Here is a 17,971-nt window from a genome sequence, read left to right as displayed (position 1 = left end):
CGGTGGATCTCAGTCTAGTTTTTCCCCATCAGCTGTTTGAGCACCATCCCGCGCTTCGGCCGGGTCGGGCTGTGGCCCTGATCGAAGATCCGCTGCTGTTCGGCACCGATGCCCAGTGGCCGATCCAGGTGCATCGGCAGCGCCTGCTTCTGCATCGGGCCTCGATGAATGCCTATGCCGAGATGCTTCAGGCCAAGGGTTTCACCGTTTTGCGGGTGCTCCAGGGGCATGCGGCCAGCACCGCTGAGATTCTCGGGGATCTGCTTGAGCAGGGCTACCGGGCCTTTCATCTGGCGGATCCGGTGGACGATGTTCTGACCCGGCGGATCTCCGCTTTCGCATCCCGCCACGGCTGCGGTCTAGAGATCGTCGCCACCCCGATGCTGCTCACCCCAGAGGCCGTCATCGGGGACCATTTCGCCTCCGGAAAGAAGCCCCTCATGGGTCGCTTCTACGAGATGCAGCGCAAGCGACTGGATCTGCTGATCGATCCTGATGGTGGCCCTATCGGTGGCCGCTGGAGTTTCGATGCCGACAACCGCAAGAAGCTCCCCAAGGGAATCTTTGTTCCAGAGCACCCGGCCGAACGCTCGAGCGGTTCGGTGGCCCTCGTCGAGGCTGCCCGGCAGCAGCTCATCGGGGAGGGGGTGGCCGGCATCGGCAGCTGGGACGGGTTCCATTACCCCGTTACCCATGGCGATGCAGCCCGTTGGTTGGATCAATTCCTCGAACAACGCCTGCGCCAGTTCGGGGCTTACGAAGATGCGATCAGCACCCAGCACCAGGTGATGTGGCACAGCGTGCTCACGCCGATGCTCAACATCGGTCTGCTCACGCCGCAACAGGTGCTGGATCGAACGCTGGAGCGGGCTAAAGCCGGTGACATCCCACTCAATTCACTGGAGGGATTTCTGCGTCAGATCGTCGGCTGGCGGGAGTTCATGGCGGCGATGTACCGGCGCCATGGGGTGGAGATGCGCAACGGCAATTTCTGGGGCTTCGACGACCGACCGATCCCTTCCGCCTTCTACACCGCATCCACGGGTCTGGCCCCGATCGATGACGCCATCCGTCATGCCTTGGAGACCGGCTATTGCCATCACATCGAACGCCTGATGCTGCTGGGCAACGTGATGCTCCTCTGCGGATTCCATCCAACCCGGATCTACACCTGGTTCATGGAGCTGTTTGTGGATGCCTACGACTGGGTGATGGTGCCCAACGTCTACGGCATGAGTCAGTTCGCTGATGGCGGCATCTTCACCACCAAGCCCTATCTCTCCGGCTCGAACTATGTGCGCAAGATGTCGGATTACCGCAAAGGGGAGTGGTGTGACACCTGGGATGGCCTGTTCTGGACGTTCATCCATCGCCATCAGGACTTCTTCCGGCGCCAATTCCGGCTAGCGATGATGGCCCGCAACCTGGATCGCATGGCTCCCGACGTTCTGTTGACCCATCAGCGTCGAGCCAGCGGTTTTCTTGACGCGCTCACCTGAACCCTGCGTAAGGTCCCTCCAGATCAGTCGTGTTGATGACGTTTTCGCCCGAGGCCTACCTCTGGTTCAAGACCCTGCACATCGTTGGGGTTGTGGTGTGGTTTGCGGGCCTCTTCTATCTGGTACGCCTGTTCATCTATCACGTTGAAACGGAGGAACTGGCGCCGGAACTGCAGCAGCCGTTCCGTGATCAGTACACCTTGATGGAGAAACGCCTCGCCAACATCATCACTACGCCGGGGATGGCTGTGGCGGTGTCGATGGCCATCGGGTTGCTTCTGGCCCAGCCCTCCTGGCTTCAGCAGGGCTGGATGCACGCCAAGCTCGGTTTTGTGGCGGCCCTGCTGGCTTACCACCTGTTCTGTTATCGGCTGATGGGCCAACTTCACGCCGGCACCTGTGCCTGGTCGGGCAAGCAGCTGCGTGCCCTGAATGAGCTGCCGACGTTGCTGCTGGTGATCGTGGTGATGCTGGTGGTGTTCAAAACGCAGTTCCCCACCAGCGCCGCGACCTGGTTCATCGTCGCCCTGGTGGTGTTCATGGCAGCGTCAATTCAGTTCTATGCCCGCTGGCGCCGCCTGCGGGCCGAAGCCTCCGCCAAAGCCTGAGATGAGGGTTGAGATGACCCACCCGCTCAAAACCGTTCTCGAACAGGTGGGGCCGTCGAGCTGTCCCACCACGCATAACTTCCACTGCCATACCGTCTGCAGTGACGGCAGTCTCGAACCGATCGAGCTCATCTGGCAGGCCACCGAGCGGGGGCTCAAGCACCTGGCGGTGACGGATCACCACAGCAGCCATGCCCACCGGGAGATCCAGGCCTGGCTGGATCAGCAGCGCGCCAGCGGTGTTGAGGTCCCCACCGTCTGGAGTGGCATGGAAATCAGTGCACTGCTGAAGGGGTGTCTTGTTCATGTGCTCGCCCTTGGCTTCGAGCTCAACCACCCTGCGCTCCAGCCCTACAACCGTGGGGATGCCGTCGTCGGTGAACCGCTAAGGGCTGAGGCGGTTGTTAATGCCATCCATGCCGCCGGTGGATTGGCAGTGTTGGCCCATCCCGCCCGTTACCGCCTTGGCCATGACGTGCTGATCGATGAGGCGGCCCGGCTTGGTTTCGATGGTGGTGAGGCCTGGTACGACTACGAGATGCAACCAACCTGGTCCGCCAGCCCGTTGATCTGTGAGGCCATCGATCGTCAGCTGAGCAACCTTGGCCTTTTGCGTACGTGTGGCACCGATACCCATGGAATTGACCTTTGCGGCCGCTAAGTTCATTCCATCTCAGTTCTGGTCGACATGGGCTTCTTGGATCGTCTGCTGAAAAAGGATTCCGCAGATTCCGACTCCACGATTCAGCCTCGCAAGCCGGCGAAGGAGAAGCCGGCCGAGTTCTTCCTTGATGCCGACGCTTCCTCCTCCCTGGGGGATGTCAACTACATGCGCGAGTCGAAGACGATTCGCCGCACCTTCCCCGGCACAGCCGCAAGCCCCGGAACGAAGGAACAGATCATGGAGGTGGCTGCCGAAACCGAGAAGCTTGAAAAGCGCAGCGAAGGCCTCGGCGGTGTGGTCAAGAAGGAAGAATCAATCACCCTCAACGCGGGCATTCCCACACCGGTGAAGAAAACCTTCGCTACGCAGGTGAGCACCGAGGAGATGAGCAAGCGCCTCAAGGGCACCGCCATCACGGGTGTGAACACCCCTGCTCCCGCAGATGCTGCTCCCGTCGGCCGTAAAGAAGAGTTGAAGCCGAAGGAAGAACCGGTGGCCAAGGAGGGTTCAGCAGCGCCGTCCTCCAAGCCTGGATCGATCGATCCGTTTCGTCAGATGGTTCGCGACCTCAACAAATAGGGCTTCCCCGTTCAATCTGGGCTTCGCTGCTGGTCACCAGGTCTTGCAGGTGCAGCATCTGGTCTTGCGTTGCTGACGTCCAAAGTCCTCGATTGGAGGCCTCCAGCAACCGTTCGGCCATGTCCCTCAGCACCCAGGGGTTGCTTGCGCTCAAGAAGTCCAGAATCCGCAACTGGCTCAGCCACTGGTCGCACAGCGCGCCGTAACACCAATCGGGAACGCGATCGGTGGAGGCGTCGTAGGCAAACAGGTAATCAAGGCTGGCCCCCATTTCGAAGGCACCCTTGTAGCCGTGCTGCATCATTCCCTCGATCCAGCGGGGGTTGAGCATCCTGCTGCGCATCACCTTGTCGAGTTCCTTTTCAAGCCGGTGCAGGCGAGGCCGTTCGGGGCGGGAATGGTCTGCGAACCAAAGCTGCGGCCGTGCTCCTGACACCTCTTCCACCGCTGCACTAAGGCCCCCCTGGAACTGGTAGTAGTCGTCGGAATCGAGCAGATCGTGCTCGCGGTTGTCCTGGTTATGGAGCACAACCTGCACCCTGCCTAGGGCCTGCTCGAGGCCGGATCGATCAAGGCTGGGGGCGGCTGCACCGTCGTACGACCATTGGCTCCAACTCAGGAAGGCCTGGCCCAGGTCTGCTCGGGACTCCCAGGCGCCACTGTCGATCAGGGCTTGCAGACCGGCTCCGTAGGCACCGGGGGCGGACCCATAAATGCGGCCCTGGGGCCCGCCTTGACGCGTGAGCTCAGCCAGGGGATTCAGGTCATCCGGTTCATCAAGGGCCGCCACCATCGACTGGGCCTGATGCACCCATCCCACCAATTGTGGAAAGGCATCGCGAAACAGCCCGGAGATGCGCAGCACCACATCCACCCGCGGTCGACCCAGCAAACGGGCTGGGATCACCTCCAGGTCCACCAATCTTCGGGTGGGGCCATCCCAGACCGGTCGAACACCGATCAGGGCCAGCAGCTGGGCGATGTCTTCTCCGCCATTGCGCATCGTGGCTGTTCCCCAAACCGACAACGCCAGATGGCGCAAGGGTTCTCCCTGCTCCAGCAGATGCAGATCCAGCAACTGCTCCCCCGAGCGTCGCCCCAGGTCCCAGGCGGCTTCTGTGGGCAAGCCCCGCAGATCGACGGAATAAAAATTTCGCCCGGTGGGCAGCACATCGGGCCGACCGCGACTCGGTGCCCCTGAGGGCCCCGCAGCGATGCGCTGCCCCTGAATGCCCCGTAGGAAGGCCTCTTTTTCGGCAGCGGCACAACCGTTCAAGCGGGGCCAGAGATCGCCCTGCAGGTTCTGCAGGCAGGAATCCTCACGGCTCCAGCTCCGGAACGGTTCCGCCAGTCCGTCGGCCTGTTCCCCATGGATGATCCGCCGAATCAACAATTGGGCCTGCTGCTCCATCCAGGCGCAACCATCCCCCACCCGTCGGCAGTCTTCGCCACTCAGCAACCTCAGGCGGGCCTGATCCGCCTCCGAGAGCTTGTCGCCTTCGTCCTGCTGCCAGGGGTCAAAGTCCAGTTCTGCCACCAGGGCCATGGCCTGCAGCAAGCCCGGTTGCCCCTGCCTGGGGGGGCGGGCCAGGGCGATCAGCAGCTCATCGGCGGCTTCTGCCGATGGCGCTACACCGAACCGATGCAGGCCCGTGCGGATCTGCGATTCCTTCAGCTCGCAGAGATAGGTTTCCGCCTGGTCCAGACAGGTCTCCAGCAGCTCCGGTTGGCGGCGAATGGCTTCTTGGCTGGGGATTGCGGGCCAGTTGAGGGACAGCAGGCTGGAATGCACCGCCTGTTCCAGCACCCGGGCCCGCTTCCCCCCCAGCTGCCGCACCTCCACCAGTTCATCGAGCAGGCCCTCCAAACGTTGCAGCGGTCCGTGCAACCCAGCCCGCCCCAATGGCGGTGTGAGGTGGTCCAGCACCACGGCGTGTCCGCGACGCTTGGCCTGAGATCCTTCGCCAGGGTCGTTGACGATGAAGGGGTAAAGGTGGGGGATTGGGCCCAGGGCCAGCGCGGGGGCGCAGGCATCGCTCAACCCCACCGACTTGCCCGGCAGCCATTCCGCACTGCCGTGCTTTCCCACATGCAGCATCACCTGGGTCTGATGCACGCTGCGCAGCCAGAGGTACTGGGCCAGATACCTGTGCGGTGGCGGCAGATCCGGTGAGTGGAGATCGGCGATCTGATCGGCGTCATAGCCGCGATCCGGCTGGATCAGCACCACCACATGACCGAAACGCAGGCCGTGAATAGCAAAGCCCTTGTTTGGATCCAGGTCGCAGGCGGCTTCTGGAGCACCCCACCGAGCTTCGATCAAGCGTCGAGCCGGCTCTGCAACAGTTCTCCACCACGTCTGATAAGCAATGAGGGGCAGATGGTCCAGGGCTGGGCGGTGCTGTCCCTCCGGTGCGTTGGTGCGACCGGCCAACAGCTTTTGCATCAAGCCATCGCCTGAAACCGGCAAGGGGTCCGAGCCCAGGTCATGGCCGGTGTCCGCCAGCCAGCCGAGCATCCGCGCCGTGCTGTCTGGCGTATCAAGGCCCACGCCATTCGCCACACGACCATCGCGCACGGGGTAGTTGGCCAGCACCATTGCGATGCGCCGCTGGGGGCATGGGGTCTGGCGCAGTTCCACCCAATGGCGGCTGTGCTCAGCCAGCCACTTGAGGCCATTTGGATCCGGCTGCAGGCAGGGAATGGCCGTGGCCAGTGGGCCGCTGGTCTGCCTGTGGTCGCGAAAACCGCAGGGCCGCGTGGTGATCCGGGCATCCAGCTCCGGCATCACCACCTGCAATGACAGATCCATCGGATTCAGCCCCTGGCTGCTCTCCAGCCACTGGGCCCGGCTGCGGCTGCTGCTGAGCAGTTGCAACACCGGTCGATCGAGCCGATCCCAGAGGGGGCTCCCCAGGCCGGCTTGTTCGGTTTGCACCGAGGCAAAGGACGTGCCCGCAATCACCAGCTCAGCGTTTTGCTGCTGCAACAGGTCGTGAACGCCGGCCTGCACTGCCGGGTTTCTCAAGCTGCTGACCCAGAGCAGACAGGGTCGCAGTCCCTCTTGCCGCAGGGCGGCCGTGAGGGCATCCGCCAGGCCAAGGTCTCCGGCCTGAAACTGGGCCCGATAGAGCACCACGCCCACCGCAGTCCCCGCTTCATCGCGCCAATCCCAGGGCATTGGATCGGGGCAAGGCACCATCGCCACGCTGTCGGGTGATACGGGGGTTCCCTCCAGAAGAGCCTCGAGAGCTCCGAGGAACCGCCCCATGTTGTCGATGCCGCCCTCCCGCAGCAGTGCCGACAGCTGATCGGCCAGTTCAGCACTGCAGGAGCCCAGCCCATGCAGTTCGTTGCTCTGATCAGCCGTTCCGGCGAGGACGAGCAGTTGCCGCTGCGTGTCGTCTGCACACCATCGCTGCAGTTGCTCGAGGCCGTAGCTCCAGTGCCCACGGCTGCCGAGCAGGCGCACCACGATCAAGTGCGCCGCCTGGGCGGTGGTGTTGAGGTAATGGTCCAGCTGCGCTGGGTGCTCAAGGCAGCTCAGGGGCAACGCCCGGATCCGCTCCTTCCAGTCCTGGTTGCTCGGCAGGCTGGCGTCCAGGCAGCTGATGTCGGTGCCTGCGCTGGTGAGGAACAGCACATCCGCGCCCGGCTGCTCGACGAGCACCACATCTTCCGGTGGATCCAGACCCGGACAGGTGGCAAGGCGGTGCATGGCCCCATTCTCCGTGTTGCGGTGCCCGGTGGTGAGAAGATTCAGCGATCGGATCCATCACTGTGATGCATCAGTTCCTGCCCTATGCCTGGTTCCAGGGCCAGTGCGTTCCCTTCGAGGAGGCCAGGATCTCCATTGCCACCCATGCCCTGCACTACGGCACCGGTGCCTTCGGAGGCATGCGCGCCATTCCCGATCTCCAGAGCAGCAACACCATGCTGCTGTTCCGAGCTGATCGGCACGCCCGGCGTCTCAGCCAGAGCGCCCGGTTGCTGCTCACGGATTTAAGTGAAGAGACGATTTTATCGGCCCTTACCGCAATGCTTCAGGCCAACAAGCCTGACCAGCCAATCTATCTGCGGCCCTTTGTGTACACCAGCGATCTGGGCATTGCCCCGCGCCTGCACAACATCGAGACCGACTTCCTGATCTACGGACTCCCCTTGGGGGATTACCTGTCTCCGGAGGGGGTGAGTTGCCGGATCAGCAGCTGGACACGCCAGGAGGATCGATCCCTGCCGCTGCGCGGCAAGATCTCCGGCGCATACATCACCAGTTCCCTGGCCAAGACGGAAGCCGTGCAGAGCGGTTTCGACGAAGCCTTGCTGTTAAACAGTCGCGGCAAGATCAGCGAAGCCAGCGGCATGAACCTGTTCCTGGTGCGTGATGGCCAGCTGATCACGCCTGGAGTGGATCAGGACATCCTCGAGGGCATCACCCGCGCCAGCGTGATTGAGCTGGCCAAAGCGATGGACATCCCTGTGATTGAACGTCCGGTGGACAAAACCGAGTTGTTCATCGCCGATGAAGTGTTTCTCTCCGGCACGGCCGCCAAGGTGACGCCGATCCGTCAGATCGAATCCACGGTGCTGAACGCCAAGCGTCCTGTGATGGATGCGCTGAAAGCCAAGCTCGTGGCGATCACCGAAGGACGGGACCCCGCCTATGAGCACTGGGTGACCCGCATTTCCATTGCCTGATCGAAACGGCTGAAGTTCCTCCTGAGCTTTTCTTAAGATCAGTGCTTCTCAGGGGGTGCACGGATGGTGGTGACGCAGGCAGATCGGCAAGTCACCACCTCTGCATTTCTCGACCACCTGCATGGTCCGCAGCGTCCTGTGCTGGTTTTCGACGGCGCCACAGGCACCAGCCTTCAGGGGCTGGGGCTCACGGCAGAAGATTTCGGTGGTCCTGACCTGGAGGGCTGCAACGAGAACCTTGCGGTCACCAAACCGGATGCGGTCAAGGCTGTGCATCGCCAGTTCCTCGAGGTGGGCTGCGATGTCATCGAGACCGACACTTTCGGCGCTGCGTCGATTGTGCTGGCGGAATACGGCCTGGAAGACAAGGCCTTCGAGCTCAACAAGCGGGCTGCGGAGCTGGCCCGGGAAATGGCTGATGAATTCAGCACCCCTGAAAAGCCCCGCTTCGTGGCGGGCTCCATGGGCCCCACCACCAAGTTGCCCACCCTCGGCCACATCGATTTCGACACGATGCGGGATTCGTTCCGCGAGCAGGCTGAGGGACTGATCGCCGGCAACGTCGACCTGTTCATCGTCGAAACCTGTCAGGACGTGCTGCAGATCAAGGCAGCGCTCCAGGGCATCGAAGAGGCCTTTGCCGCCACTGGTGAACGGCGGGCCCTGATGGTGTCCGTCACGATGGAAACCACCGGCACCATGCTCGTCGGCACGGACATCGCTGCCGTGGTGTCGATCCTTGAACCGTTTCCGATCGACATCCTCGGCCTCAACTGCGCCACTGGTCCGGAGCAGATGAAGGAGCACATTCGCTATCTCTCCGAGCATTCCCCCTTCACCGTCAGCTGCATTCCCAATGCCGGTCTGCCGGAAAACATTGGCGGTGTGGCCCATTACCGCCTCACGCCGGTGGAGCTGAAGATGCAGCTGATGCACTTCGTTGAAGACCTCGGCGTGCAAGTGATCGGTGGCTGCTGCGGCACCACTCCAGCCCACATCGGCAGCCTTGCGGAACTGGCGCAGGAGCTCAAGCCGGCTGAACGCCCCTCCCGCTGGGACCGCGCCAGCGCAAAGGATGTGCGACCTAGCCCCAATTACGAGCCCGCTGCCTCATCGATCTACGGCGTCACGCCGTACCACCAAGATAATTCTTTCCTGATCATTGGAGAGCGGCTCAATGCCAGCGGCAGCCGCAAGGTGCGTGAACTGCTGGCGGAGGAAGACTGGGACGGGCTGGTGTCGGTGGCCCGCGGGCAGGTGAAGGAGAACGCCCACGTGCTCGACGTCAATGTCGACTACGTCGGTCGCGATGGCGAACGGGACATGCACGAGCTGGTGAGCCGTCTGGTCACCAACGTCAACCTGCCCCTGATGCTCGACTCCACCGAGTGGCAGAAGATGGAAGCGGGCCTCAAGGTGGCCGGGGGCAAGTGCATCCTCAACTCCACCAACTACGAAGACGGTGACGAGCGCTTCTTCAAGGTTCTGGAGCTGGCCCGCCGCTACGGCGCCGCTGTGGTGGTTGGCACGATCGACGAAGACGGTATGGCCAGAACGGCCGAGAAGAAGTTCGCCATCGCCCAGCGGGCCTATCGCGATGCTCTGGAGTTCGGCATCCCTGCCCACGAGATCTTCTACGACCCCCTAGCTCTTCCCATCTCCACTGGCATTGAGGAAGACCGCCTGAATGGTCGCGCCACCGTGGATGCCATCCGGATGATCCGGGAGAACCTTCCCGGTGTGCACGTGGTGCTCGGGGTCAGCAATGTGAGTTTCGGCCTGTCACCGGCAGCACGGATCACGCTGAACTCGGTCTTCCTCCACGACTGCTGTGAAGCCGGCATGGATTCGGCCATCGTCAGCCCCGCCAAGATTCTTCCGTTGATCAAGATCAGCGATGACCACCAGAAGGTGTGTCGTGATCTGATCAATGACAACCGCCGTTTCGAGGACGGCATCTGCGTCTACGACCCGCTCACCGAACTCACCAAGTTGTTCGAGGGAGTCAGCACCAAGGAAGCCCGTGCTTCAGGCCCCTCGCTGGCGGATCTGCCGATTGAGGAACGGCTTAAGCAGCACATCATTGATGGCGAGCGCATCGGACTTGAGCCCTCCTTGGACGAGGCGCTGCAGACCTATCCCCCTCTGCAGATCATCAACACCTTCCTGCTGGATGGCATGAAGGTGGTGGGTGAATTGTTCGGCAGCGGCCAGATGCAGCTCCCCTTCGTGCTGCAAAGCGCCGAGACGATGAAATCCGCCGTGGCACACCTCGAGCCGCACATGGAAAAAAGCGAGGGCGAGAGCACGAGCAAGGGCAAGTTCCTGATCGCCACGGTGAAGGGCGATGTCCATGACATCGGCAAGAACCTGGTGGACATCATCCTCACCAACAACGGCTACGAGGTGATCAACCTCGGCATCAAGCAGAGCTGTGAAGCCATCATTGAGGCCCAGCGTGAACATCAGGCCGATTGCATCGCCATGAGCGGTCTGCTGGTGAAATCCACGGCCTTCATGAAAGACAATCTCCAAGCTTTCAACGATGCGGGGATTGATGTTCCTGTGATCCTCGGCGGTGCGGCCTTGACGCCACGCTTCGTGCAGAAGGACTGCCGCGAGGTGTACGACGGCAAGGTGATCTACGGCCGTGATGCCTTCGCTGATCTGCGCTTCATGGATGCCTTGATGGATGCGAAGCGCAGCGAGAACTGGACCAACACCAAGGGCTTTCTGGCTGATGCTCCCCAAGGGGTTGGCCTGGATGAAGAGTCGACAACCTCCGAGAAGGCTGAGGAGACATCCATCTCCGCAACGGATGCTCCAGCCGCAGATCTGCCGCCGGTGAGCTCAGATCGATCCGACGCCGTTCCCGCTGAAGCCGCACCGCTGGCGCCCTTCCTCGGCTCTTCGGTGATCACTGAGGCCGACATCGATATCGCCGAGGTCTTCCACTACCTCGACCGCAATGCTCTCTTCGCAGGCCAGTGGATGCTCCGAAAAACCAAGGAGCAGAGCCGAGACGACTATGAGGCGATGCTGGCGGAGAAGGCAGACCCGGTGCTGAAGGAGTGGATGAAGCGCTGCATGGATGAGTCACTGTTGACTCCCCGTGCGGTGTACGGCTACTTCCCTGTGGGACGCGATGGCAACAGCCTTCGGGTGTTCGATGCCGACGGCACGCGGGAACTCGGGCGTTTTGAGCTTCCCCGTCAACGGTCTGGCAACCGCTTCTGCATTGCCGATTTCTTCAACGATCTGGACGCTGAGGGAGGTCCGACGGATGTGCTGCCGATTCAGGCCGTGACCATGGGCCAGAAGGCCTCTGTGGTGGCTCAGGAGCTGTTCAAGGGCGATCGCTACAGCGACTACCTGTACTTCCATGGCCTTGCGGTGCAGATGGCCGAAGCGATGGCCGAATGGGTGCATGCACGGATTCGTTCGGAGCTCGGCTTCGCTGATCCCGACGGCATGGCCCTGCGGGATGTGCTGGCGCAGCGATACCGCGGTAGCCGGTACTCCTTCGGCTACCCCGCCTGTCCCAATGTGGCTGATTCCAGGCAGCAGCTGGACTGGCTCGGCGCTGAGCGCATCGGCTTGAGCATGGACGCTAGTGACCAGCTCGAGCCTGAGCAGAGCACCACAGCATTGGTGGCTCTCCACTCCCAGGCTCGTTATTTCAGCGCCTGAGCCCAGAGCGGCGTCCCATAGCCTGAGACGCCCTGTTTCTGCTCACCATGGCCATTGCCGGACCGGACGGTGTTGATGCCGCCATCGAAGCGGGTGTGGATCTCGATGGAAGTCCAATCCCTGAAGCGATGCTCGCTCTCTATAACCAGGTGATGGATCTGGAAAGTCAGCGCGCTCGCAGTGGTGTTCTGAAATCGATGCGCAACCGGGTGGTTAAGACCGGAGCCAAGCATTTCGACCAGGACACCCTCAATCAGAGGCTCCTGAAGGCCGGATGGGACGGTCTGAAGGACAAGGAGATTGCTTTCTTCTACGGATGATCTCCTTGTGAAGGAGAAGCGCTGCCGGGCTCAGTCCTGGCAGAGCTTCTCCATCGTGTCGATCACCTCTTGCTGGAACGATTCCAGGGCACTGGATTCGCTTAGATCAAGGCCTTCGCCAGCGGCGTTCTGGGCCAGGTCCTGGAAATGAAAGGCTCCCTCTCCATTGGCAAGGAACTCGATCGCCGAGCTTTCGCCGCTCTCGCGAAACGCATCGCAGAGCGCCAGAAACGCAGCGTCTTCAGTGAACTCCCAATCCATCGAGTGGACATGACTGAATGACCTTTAACCTGTTCACCCAGGGGTTCGTCAACCGTCTGAAGTCAAAATGTGCCAGTCCTTGGGCAGACTCCCCCTCGATTGAGCGCTCAGATGTCCAGCAGTAGCCCCGAATTTCCGCCGGCCAGGAACGTTCTTGGTGACCCACTGCAGAGTTGCAGTTGTGAGCCGATGACGGGTTGGTATCGCAATGGTCTCTGTCAAACCGATCCATCGGATCACGGCCAGCACAGCATCTGCTGCGTGATGACTGAACAATTTCTCAGTTACAGCAAGGCCCAGGGCAATGACTTGAGCACGCCGATGCCCGCTTTTCAGTTCCCGGGCTTGAAACCAGGGGACCACTGGTGCGTCTGTGCGCCGCGCTGGAAGCAGGCCTACGAGGATGGCGTGGCACCTCTTGTGCGCCTGGAGGCCACGGAAGAGAGCGCCCTGACGGTCGTCAGCCTTGACCAGCTCAAGCAGCACGCTCACCAATCGATCGATTGACCGTCCCAGGCGAGAAAGGCCCCTGATTGTTCCGGGGTCTGCTGCAGCAACACCTCAACCAGCTGACGCGCGGCCCGTTCTGGAGAGAAAAGTTTGTCCGCTGCCACGAAGCTCTGGAACGGACGAGACAGGTATGTGTCGGTTGTTCCGGGGTGCAACAGGCTCACGGTGGCCAACGGCCAGCGGCGAGCCCATTCAATGCTTAGGCAGCGCAGCAGCTGGTTCTGAGCCGCCTTGGCTGCCCTGTAGCCGTACCAGCCTCCAGTTCGGTTGTCGCCGATGCTTCCCACGCGAGCGCTGAGGCTGGCGAAATGAAAGGGTTGATCGCGCTGCAGCAGAGGTTCGATCGCCTTGGCCAGCAGGATCGGAGCCATGGCATTGATGCCGAATTGCTGCTCCAACTGGGATCGATCGACCTGTTGAAGACGTTTTTCCGGTTGCAGCCCAGGACCGTGCAGTCGACCGCTGCAGTTGAACACCAATCGCAGGGGGAGCCCCTCGGCATCCAGGCTTGCGCTCAGCCCATCCAGATCACTGTCGTTTTCAATGTCCAGATTCAGTGAGGATGCCGGCGGTCCATGACGTCCAGCGGTCAGTACCTTCAGATCAGGGCAGGTGCGCTTCAGTTCTGCTGCCACTGCCGATCCGATCCCGCCGGGGCCAACCACCAGGGCCAAGCCAACCCAAGTGGTTGAGGCTGCTTCGACCATGTGATCTTGCTGCGGAGAAGAGACCGTCTAGCGGAAATCAGGCATCATCGGCTGGAGGCTCTGCTGAGCAGTTCTGGTGCCCTTTCGCCGTCATTTCTGGCCACCGGCCCTGTTCGGAAGCCTGCTCATGGCTGCGTTGATCGGCTGGTTGGCTCGGCCACTCCCCCAGCGGTCTGATCAGCCGAGCTCCAGCTTGCTTGCGCTGCTCGATCACGACGCAACTGTTGGTTCCCGTGTTGTTCCAAGGGTGCCGCCGGGTTCTGATCATGTGCCCCTGGAGATCCGCGTCGGTCTGGTCAGCCAGAGCCCCATCACCGCCTTCCGGCCAGGACCCAACATGCTTTTCCGCAATCAGCACGGCTCTGTAATTCTTGCTCAACAGCTGCTGAACAGCCTTGCTGCGTTCACTCCGCATGAGATTTATTGCTCCAGTGGACCTGTTCAGATCAACCAGCAGCACTATCGAGGCGATGTATCCCTGCTCAATGGCCAAGATGATTGGCTTCCGGTGGTCTCGCTTGACCTGGAGACTTATGTGGCTTCAGTGGTTGGCGCCGAAATGCCCAGCGCATGTCATCGGGAAGCACCGAAAGCGAAGGCCGTTGCAGCCCGCTCCTACGCGATTGCGCATCTCGCCCGACCTGCAACGACGGCGTATTACCTGGGTGACACAACCCGTTGGCAGGTGTTTGGAGGGGGGATAAGTATAACCACAGCCAGTCGTTCAGCAACACGGGAGGCCCGCGGGATCATCATCAGTTACAGCGGAGGCATTGTGGAAAGCCTTTATGCGTCGAACGCGCAAGTGAGTGCTGAAGCCCATGGCCATCTCGGCGCCAGCATGAGTCAAACCGGTGCTCAGCGACTTGCCCGTCAGGGACTTCCCTTCAATGCCATTCTCGGCAAGTACTACGCATGAGCGTCGCTGGCACTGTTGACATGGCATGACCAGTGAACTGCTTCAAAAAGCGATCGAGGTCACGGTTGCAGCGACCGCATCCGGGGCGCTGGTGCCGCTTGACACCTCGTTGACCCACCTCATGGGGGATGGAGGAAGTCGCTTTGAGTTGCGCCATCTGCTCAGCGCCACACCCAAACACCTTCGAGCATCAGGACCGAAGCCGAATCCGTTTCTCCCCTGGGACCAACGTCTGGAGGTTGATCGGATCGGTGAGTCCCACGTCGTGATCCTGAACAAATATCCCGTTCAGACCACGCACATGTTGCTGATCACGCAGGACTGGCAACCCCAGACCGGTTGGTTATCGATGGAGGATTGGCGCTCCCTCGCCCGGGTCGATGCAATGACGACGGGGCTGTGGTTTTTCAACAGTGGTCCTGATGCCGGCGCCAGTCAGCCCCATCGGCATCTGCAGTTGTTACCGCGTTCAGCAGGGGAGCGGATCTGTGCTCGCGAGGATTGGTTCCAGCGCTGTGCGGAGGGCACAACAACGTCTGCTCAGGATCCTCTGTTGCATAGTGCACGGGTCGCGCCGATCCGTTCAACCCTGACGGCCGAGACGCTTCATCAGCTGTATCTCGCTCTGGCTGCAGACCTCGGGTTGGGGCACCCCACCACCGACGACTGCCCTCGAGGGGCTTACAACCTGCTGCTTTCAAGCCAGTGGATGGCCATGGTTCGCCGCGGAAGGGAGGGCATTCGTGGCTTCAGTGTCAACGCCCTTGGCTTCGCAGGATCCTTGTTGAGCACCGAGCTTTCCGATCGGCAATGGATTCAGCGTGCGGGGCCAGAAGCTCTGCTTCAAGCCGTTGTTGACGGGCAGAGCTGAAAAGTTCAGTGATGGCACAGATGCCATGGCTTGCTTCTCTCTGCCAAGGCTGGAGATGCAGCCAACAAGCATTCATTGGACAAGACCTGCCTCAAGCGTCGGAACCGACAAATTCATGACAACTTGCATATGGTTCGACCCATTGCCCGTCACTACGCCCAGCAGACAGGCCTCGAAAGTGACGATCTCCTGCAAGTGGGATGTCTCGGCCTGATCAAGGCATACAACCGCTATGAGGCGAAGCGGGGGGCACCATTTCCAAGCTTCGCCAAGCCGCACATCCGGTGAGACATTCTTCATTTCCTCCGCGATAGAGCAGGTTTGGTCCGACTCCCAAGGGCCGTCGAGGAGCGGGCCATGAAGATGATGCGCAAACCGGAAGGCACTCCTCTCAGCGCAGCCGATGCCCTGGCGGTGGACTACTACCGCAGCAAGCAGTACTGGGTGGAATTCAATGACGATCTACTTGATGACCGACCGGAGGGGATCGATCTCATCGAACGCTCAGAGGCCTGGAGCAGAGTGAACAAGCTCTTCCGCAACCTGGAGATACGACCAACGCGCTCTGCAGATGGTCGTCCTCGATGGCATGAGTTCGGCAAACAGCGCAACAGCTAGAGGTTTCGGCGATGACGGCTCAGAGGCGCGTCAAACGCGGCCTGCACATCCTCGCGAACGAGCTGAAAGCTGCTCAGCTGGGAGCCTGAGCGTCGCGATTCATCTGATCTTGGAGCGTTTGGATGGCGGCATTGAGGGCCGACAGCTGCCGTTCAGCACTATCACGCCAGAACCTCAGCATCGACATCTTTCGTTCCTGATGTTGGCGACGCAGGGTCGTGTGATCGGTGCTGGGGCTGCAGCAGAAGGGAGGAAGCATGTCAGCGTCGGCTCTTCTCGCATGCTGACCGATTTTCAAGCGTGGTGTGATCCGCCGATCACTTGGCTGTCTCAGAAGGTGGAACTACGTTGTTAATTGAGAGCATCCACATCGTGGTGTCAACGTTGTTACGAACACCACATCCACAAGCCGCATGAGTCTCAGGCGAATCCCAATCTTGGTCTTGACCTGCGTCTCACTTGCGGGTCTTGAGTTTGGTCTTCAACGCAGCGCTGAGGCGTATGTCGCCCTGATGGCAGGTCAAAAAGCTCGACCTCTCAACGGCTCCTTCAACAACGTTCCGGTTCTTCACTCCAATCAACCGGAGATCGTCACCGGGCCAGGAATCCTGGTGAACACAGCTGCGGGTTCGGCCATCCCCGCAGAGTTAAACCAGCCGCTTCGTAACGCCGCCCACACCTTCAACGGTGAATTCGGCGTTCATATGCACCACAAGTATTACCCCCAAGACCAAGCCAAGTTGGGGGGGCGTCGATCCAGGGGCTTGATGACTCTGGCTCTGATCGCGACGAATCCCGGATCAAGCCCGATCACGCTCAATTTTGACCGTGGCTCCGTCAAAAACAGTTTCGAAGCGCCCTATCTCCCGAATCGTTTGATGGGGGTAAAGCCCCTCGGGAAGCGTCCTTGGAACACAGGACCTGGCGATGCCACAGCTGTTCAACTCCTGCGCGGCGAACTGGACCGGAAATTACCCGAACATGTCGTGATCCCGGCAGGTGGGCAGAAGGTTGTGGTGCGTACCGTGCTTCCTGCCCGTGGCATTGCCAACGGATTGCTGAGGGGACGCAGCAATGGTCCTTTCACAATGGCTGTTGTTGCGGCCGAGCAATCAGCACAGGATTCCGATCTCTTCGCGGTGCTGCGGTCCGGGCGACTGGCGCCGGGGAGGATTTATCTCAACCGGATTCGCGAGATCCAGCTGGGTCGTGTTTTCTCCCGGGTGGCCGGCGTCGCCCTGGGCGATGCCTACAAGGCTGAGATCAGCCATGACCTCAACCAGGGTCCACTGCATGTTCCTCTGACCAGCACAAAGCGGCATCACTTCGGCACCAGCGATGTTCAGGTCAATCCGTTGACCACACGGATGATTGACTCTGCTTTGAACAACGTCGGCACCTATGGGGTTCGCTATGACGTGACTCTCAATGTTTCCGGTGCAGGACCCCATCAACTGGTGCTCAGTCACCCTGTGGTCTCTGGCAAGAAGACGTTCACAGCTTTTCGTGGATCGCTGCAGATTGTTCAGGATCGAGCCCTTCAGGAGGTTCACGTGGGCATGCGCTCAGGGGAAAGCCTGGCCCTGGCTGATCTCAACCTGGTGCCAGGCACCCGCAAGGCGGTGAAGGTGAGTCTGGTTTATCCAGCTGATGCCACACCAGGCCATCTCCTCAGCGTTGTTCCCGTGCAGCAGCTGGCCATGCTTCATCGATGCAAGCAACAACAGCGAGATGCCCAGTTGAAACTTGCAGACTCCAAATCCCGCAAGGTGGGGCCGAAGAGCGCTCCTCCTCCTCCAGAAGCAAAGCCTGTTGTTGTGAACCCTGCACCTGTAAGTCCAACAACGTTGAAGCCGGCCCCAGGGATTCCTGCCGTGATTCCCGTGGCCAGTCCCCGTTATGGCGATGTGGTTCGTTCTCAGCAGCAATGGTTGCTCCAGCTTCAGGGTCGATAACCTTCCCGAAGGTGGATTGAACTTTTGAGCGGCGAGGACTCAAAACGTCAACGCATCTCTGTGGAGATGTCA

The 17,971-nt window shown here is 60.8% G+C and carries 17 protein-coding genes; 13 read left to right on the top strand and 4 right to left on the bottom strand.

Going from position 1 to position 17,971, the window contains the following annotated elements:
• Positions 1-2: 2 nt before the first annotated feature.
• The 4 genes from SYNCC9605_RS06825 to SYNCC9605_RS06810 are packed head-to-tail and all read left to right on the top strand — an operon-like array spanning position 3 to position 3,350.
• On the top strand, positions 3-1,499 hold the full coding sequence (locus tag SYNCC9605_RS06825; protein WP_011364333.1) for a cryptochrome/photolyase family protein: 1,497 nt from the start codon (positions 3-5) through the stop codon (positions 1,497-1,499).
• 35 nt (positions 1,500-1,534) lie between these two features.
• Complete coding sequence (gene hemJ, locus SYNCC9605_RS06820; RefSeq protein ID WP_011364332.1) at positions 1,535-2,107, top strand: protoporphyrinogen oxidase HemJ; 573 nt, start codon at positions 1,535-1,537, stop codon at positions 2,105-2,107.
• Positions 2,108-2,120: 13 nt separating this feature from the next.
• Complete coding sequence (locus SYNCC9605_RS06815) at positions 2,121-2,768, top strand: PHP domain-containing protein (protein ID WP_011364331.1); 648 nt, start codon at positions 2,121-2,123, stop codon at positions 2,766-2,768.
• 27 nt (positions 2,769-2,795) lie between these two features.
• Positions 2,796-3,350 carry a hypothetical protein gene (locus tag SYNCC9605_RS06810; protein ID WP_011364330.1) on the top strand — a complete coding sequence of 185 codons (555 nt, stop codon included), beginning with the start codon at positions 2,796-2,798 and terminating at the stop codon, positions 3,348-3,350.
• Here SYNCC9605_RS06810 and cobN read toward each other — a convergent pair.
• Positions 3,340-7,068, bottom strand: coding sequence for a cobaltochelatase subunit CobN (cobN, locus tag SYNCC9605_RS06805; protein ID WP_011364329.1), 3,729 nt, complete (start codon positions 7,066-7,068; stop codon positions 3,340-3,342). The genes SYNCC9605_RS06810 and cobN overlap by 11 nt on opposite strands.
• Positions 7,069-7,133: 65 nt before the next feature.
• Here cobN and SYNCC9605_RS06800 point away from each other — a divergent pair, with 65 nt between their 5' ends.
• The 3 genes from SYNCC9605_RS06800 (at position 7,134) to SYNCC9605_RS06790 (ending at position 12,058) form a co-directional block, all read left to right on the top strand.
• Positions 7,134-8,048 (top strand): branched-chain amino acid transaminase, encoded by a 915-nt coding sequence (locus tag SYNCC9605_RS06800; protein ID WP_011364328.1) that lies wholly within the window; start codon positions 7,134-7,136, stop codon positions 8,046-8,048.
• Positions 8,049-8,111: 63 nt separating this feature from the next.
• Positions 8,112-11,738 (top strand): methionine synthase, encoded by a 3,627-nt coding sequence (gene metH / locus SYNCC9605_RS06795; protein WP_011364327.1) that lies wholly within the window; start codon positions 8,112-8,114, stop codon positions 11,736-11,738.
• 47 nt (positions 11,739-11,785) lie between these two features.
• Positions 11,786-12,058: a small RNA NsiR4-regulated ssr1528 family protein gene (locus SYNCC9605_RS06790; protein WP_011364326.1), complete on the top strand. Its 273-nt coding sequence runs from the start codon at positions 11,786-11,788 to the stop codon at positions 12,056-12,058.
• A 30-nt stretch (positions 12,059-12,088) separates the two neighbouring features.
• Here SYNCC9605_RS06790 and SYNCC9605_RS06785 read toward each other — a convergent pair whose 3' ends face one another.
• The gene (locus SYNCC9605_RS06785) at positions 12,089-12,319 is read right to left on the bottom strand and encodes a hypothetical protein (RefSeq protein WP_006851429.1); all 231 of its coding nucleotides are present in this window, start codon (positions 12,317-12,319) and stop codon (positions 12,089-12,091) included.
• 111 nt (positions 12,320-12,430) lie between these two features.
• On the opposite strand from SYNCC9605_RS06785, the gene SYNCC9605_RS06780 reads away from it, so the two are divergent.
• Positions 12,431-12,826 (top strand): DUF2237 family protein, encoded by a 396-nt coding sequence (locus SYNCC9605_RS06780; protein ID WP_011364325.1) that lies wholly within the window; start codon positions 12,431-12,433, stop codon positions 12,824-12,826.
• Here the strand turns inward: SYNCC9605_RS06780 and SYNCC9605_RS06775 are convergent.
• Entirely contained in the window at positions 12,808-13,536 is a 729-nt protein-coding gene (locus SYNCC9605_RS06775) for an SDR family oxidoreductase (RefSeq protein ID WP_011364324.1), read from the bottom strand. The genes SYNCC9605_RS06780 and SYNCC9605_RS06775 overlap by 19 nt on opposite strands.
• Before the next feature lie 76 nt (positions 13,537-13,612).
• Here SYNCC9605_RS06775 and SYNCC9605_RS06770 point away from each other — a divergent pair, with 76 nt between their 5' ends.
• The 4 genes from SYNCC9605_RS06770 to SYNCC9605_RS13455 all read left to right on the top strand — a co-directional run bounded on the left by SYNCC9605_RS06770 (position 13,613) and on the right by SYNCC9605_RS13455 (position 15,944).
• The gene (locus SYNCC9605_RS06770; RefSeq protein ID WP_156783035.1) at positions 13,613-14,455 is read left to right on the top strand and encodes a SpoIID/LytB domain-containing protein; all 843 of its coding nucleotides are present in this window, start codon (positions 13,613-13,615) and stop codon (positions 14,453-14,455) included.
• A gap of 25 nt (positions 14,456-14,480) precedes the next feature.
• Complete coding sequence (locus tag SYNCC9605_RS06765; protein WP_011364322.1) at positions 14,481-15,326, top strand: DUF4922 domain-containing protein; 846 nt, start codon at positions 14,481-14,483, stop codon at positions 15,324-15,326.
• A gap of 30 nt (positions 15,327-15,356) precedes the next feature.
• Positions 15,357-15,614, top strand: coding sequence for a sigma-70 family RNA polymerase sigma factor (locus SYNCC9605_RS15685; RefSeq protein WP_011364321.1), 258 nt, complete (start codon positions 15,357-15,359; stop codon positions 15,612-15,614).
• 69 nt (positions 15,615-15,683) lie between these two features.
• Positions 15,684-15,944, top strand: a complete 261-nt coding sequence (locus SYNCC9605_RS13455) for a hypothetical protein (protein WP_011364320.1) — start codon at positions 15,684-15,686, stop codon at positions 15,942-15,944.
• Between the two features lie 73 nt (positions 15,945-16,017).
• Here the strand turns inward: SYNCC9605_RS13455 and SYNCC9605_RS06755 are convergent, their stop codons facing one another.
• Entirely contained in the window at positions 16,018-16,203 is a 186-nt protein-coding gene (locus SYNCC9605_RS06755) for a hypothetical protein (RefSeq protein ID WP_041434746.1), read from the bottom strand.
• A 154-nt stretch (positions 16,204-16,357) separates the two neighbouring features.
• Between SYNCC9605_RS06755 and SYNCC9605_RS06750 the strand changes: the two genes are divergently transcribed.
• Positions 16,358-17,899 carry a DUF3370 family protein gene (locus SYNCC9605_RS06750; protein ID WP_011364318.1) on the top strand — a complete coding sequence of 514 codons (1,542 nt, stop codon included), beginning with the start codon at positions 16,358-16,360 and terminating at the stop codon, positions 17,897-17,899.
• Positions 17,900-17,971: the final 72 nt, after the last annotated feature.

Source organism: Synechococcus sp. CC9605, assembly GCF_000012625.1.
GTDB lineage: Bacteria > Cyanobacteriota > Cyanobacteriia > PCC-6307 > Cyanobiaceae > Parasynechococcus.
The sequence above is the reverse complement of the archived record's forward strand: the minus strand, read 5'-3'. Positions and strand labels throughout refer to the sequence as shown.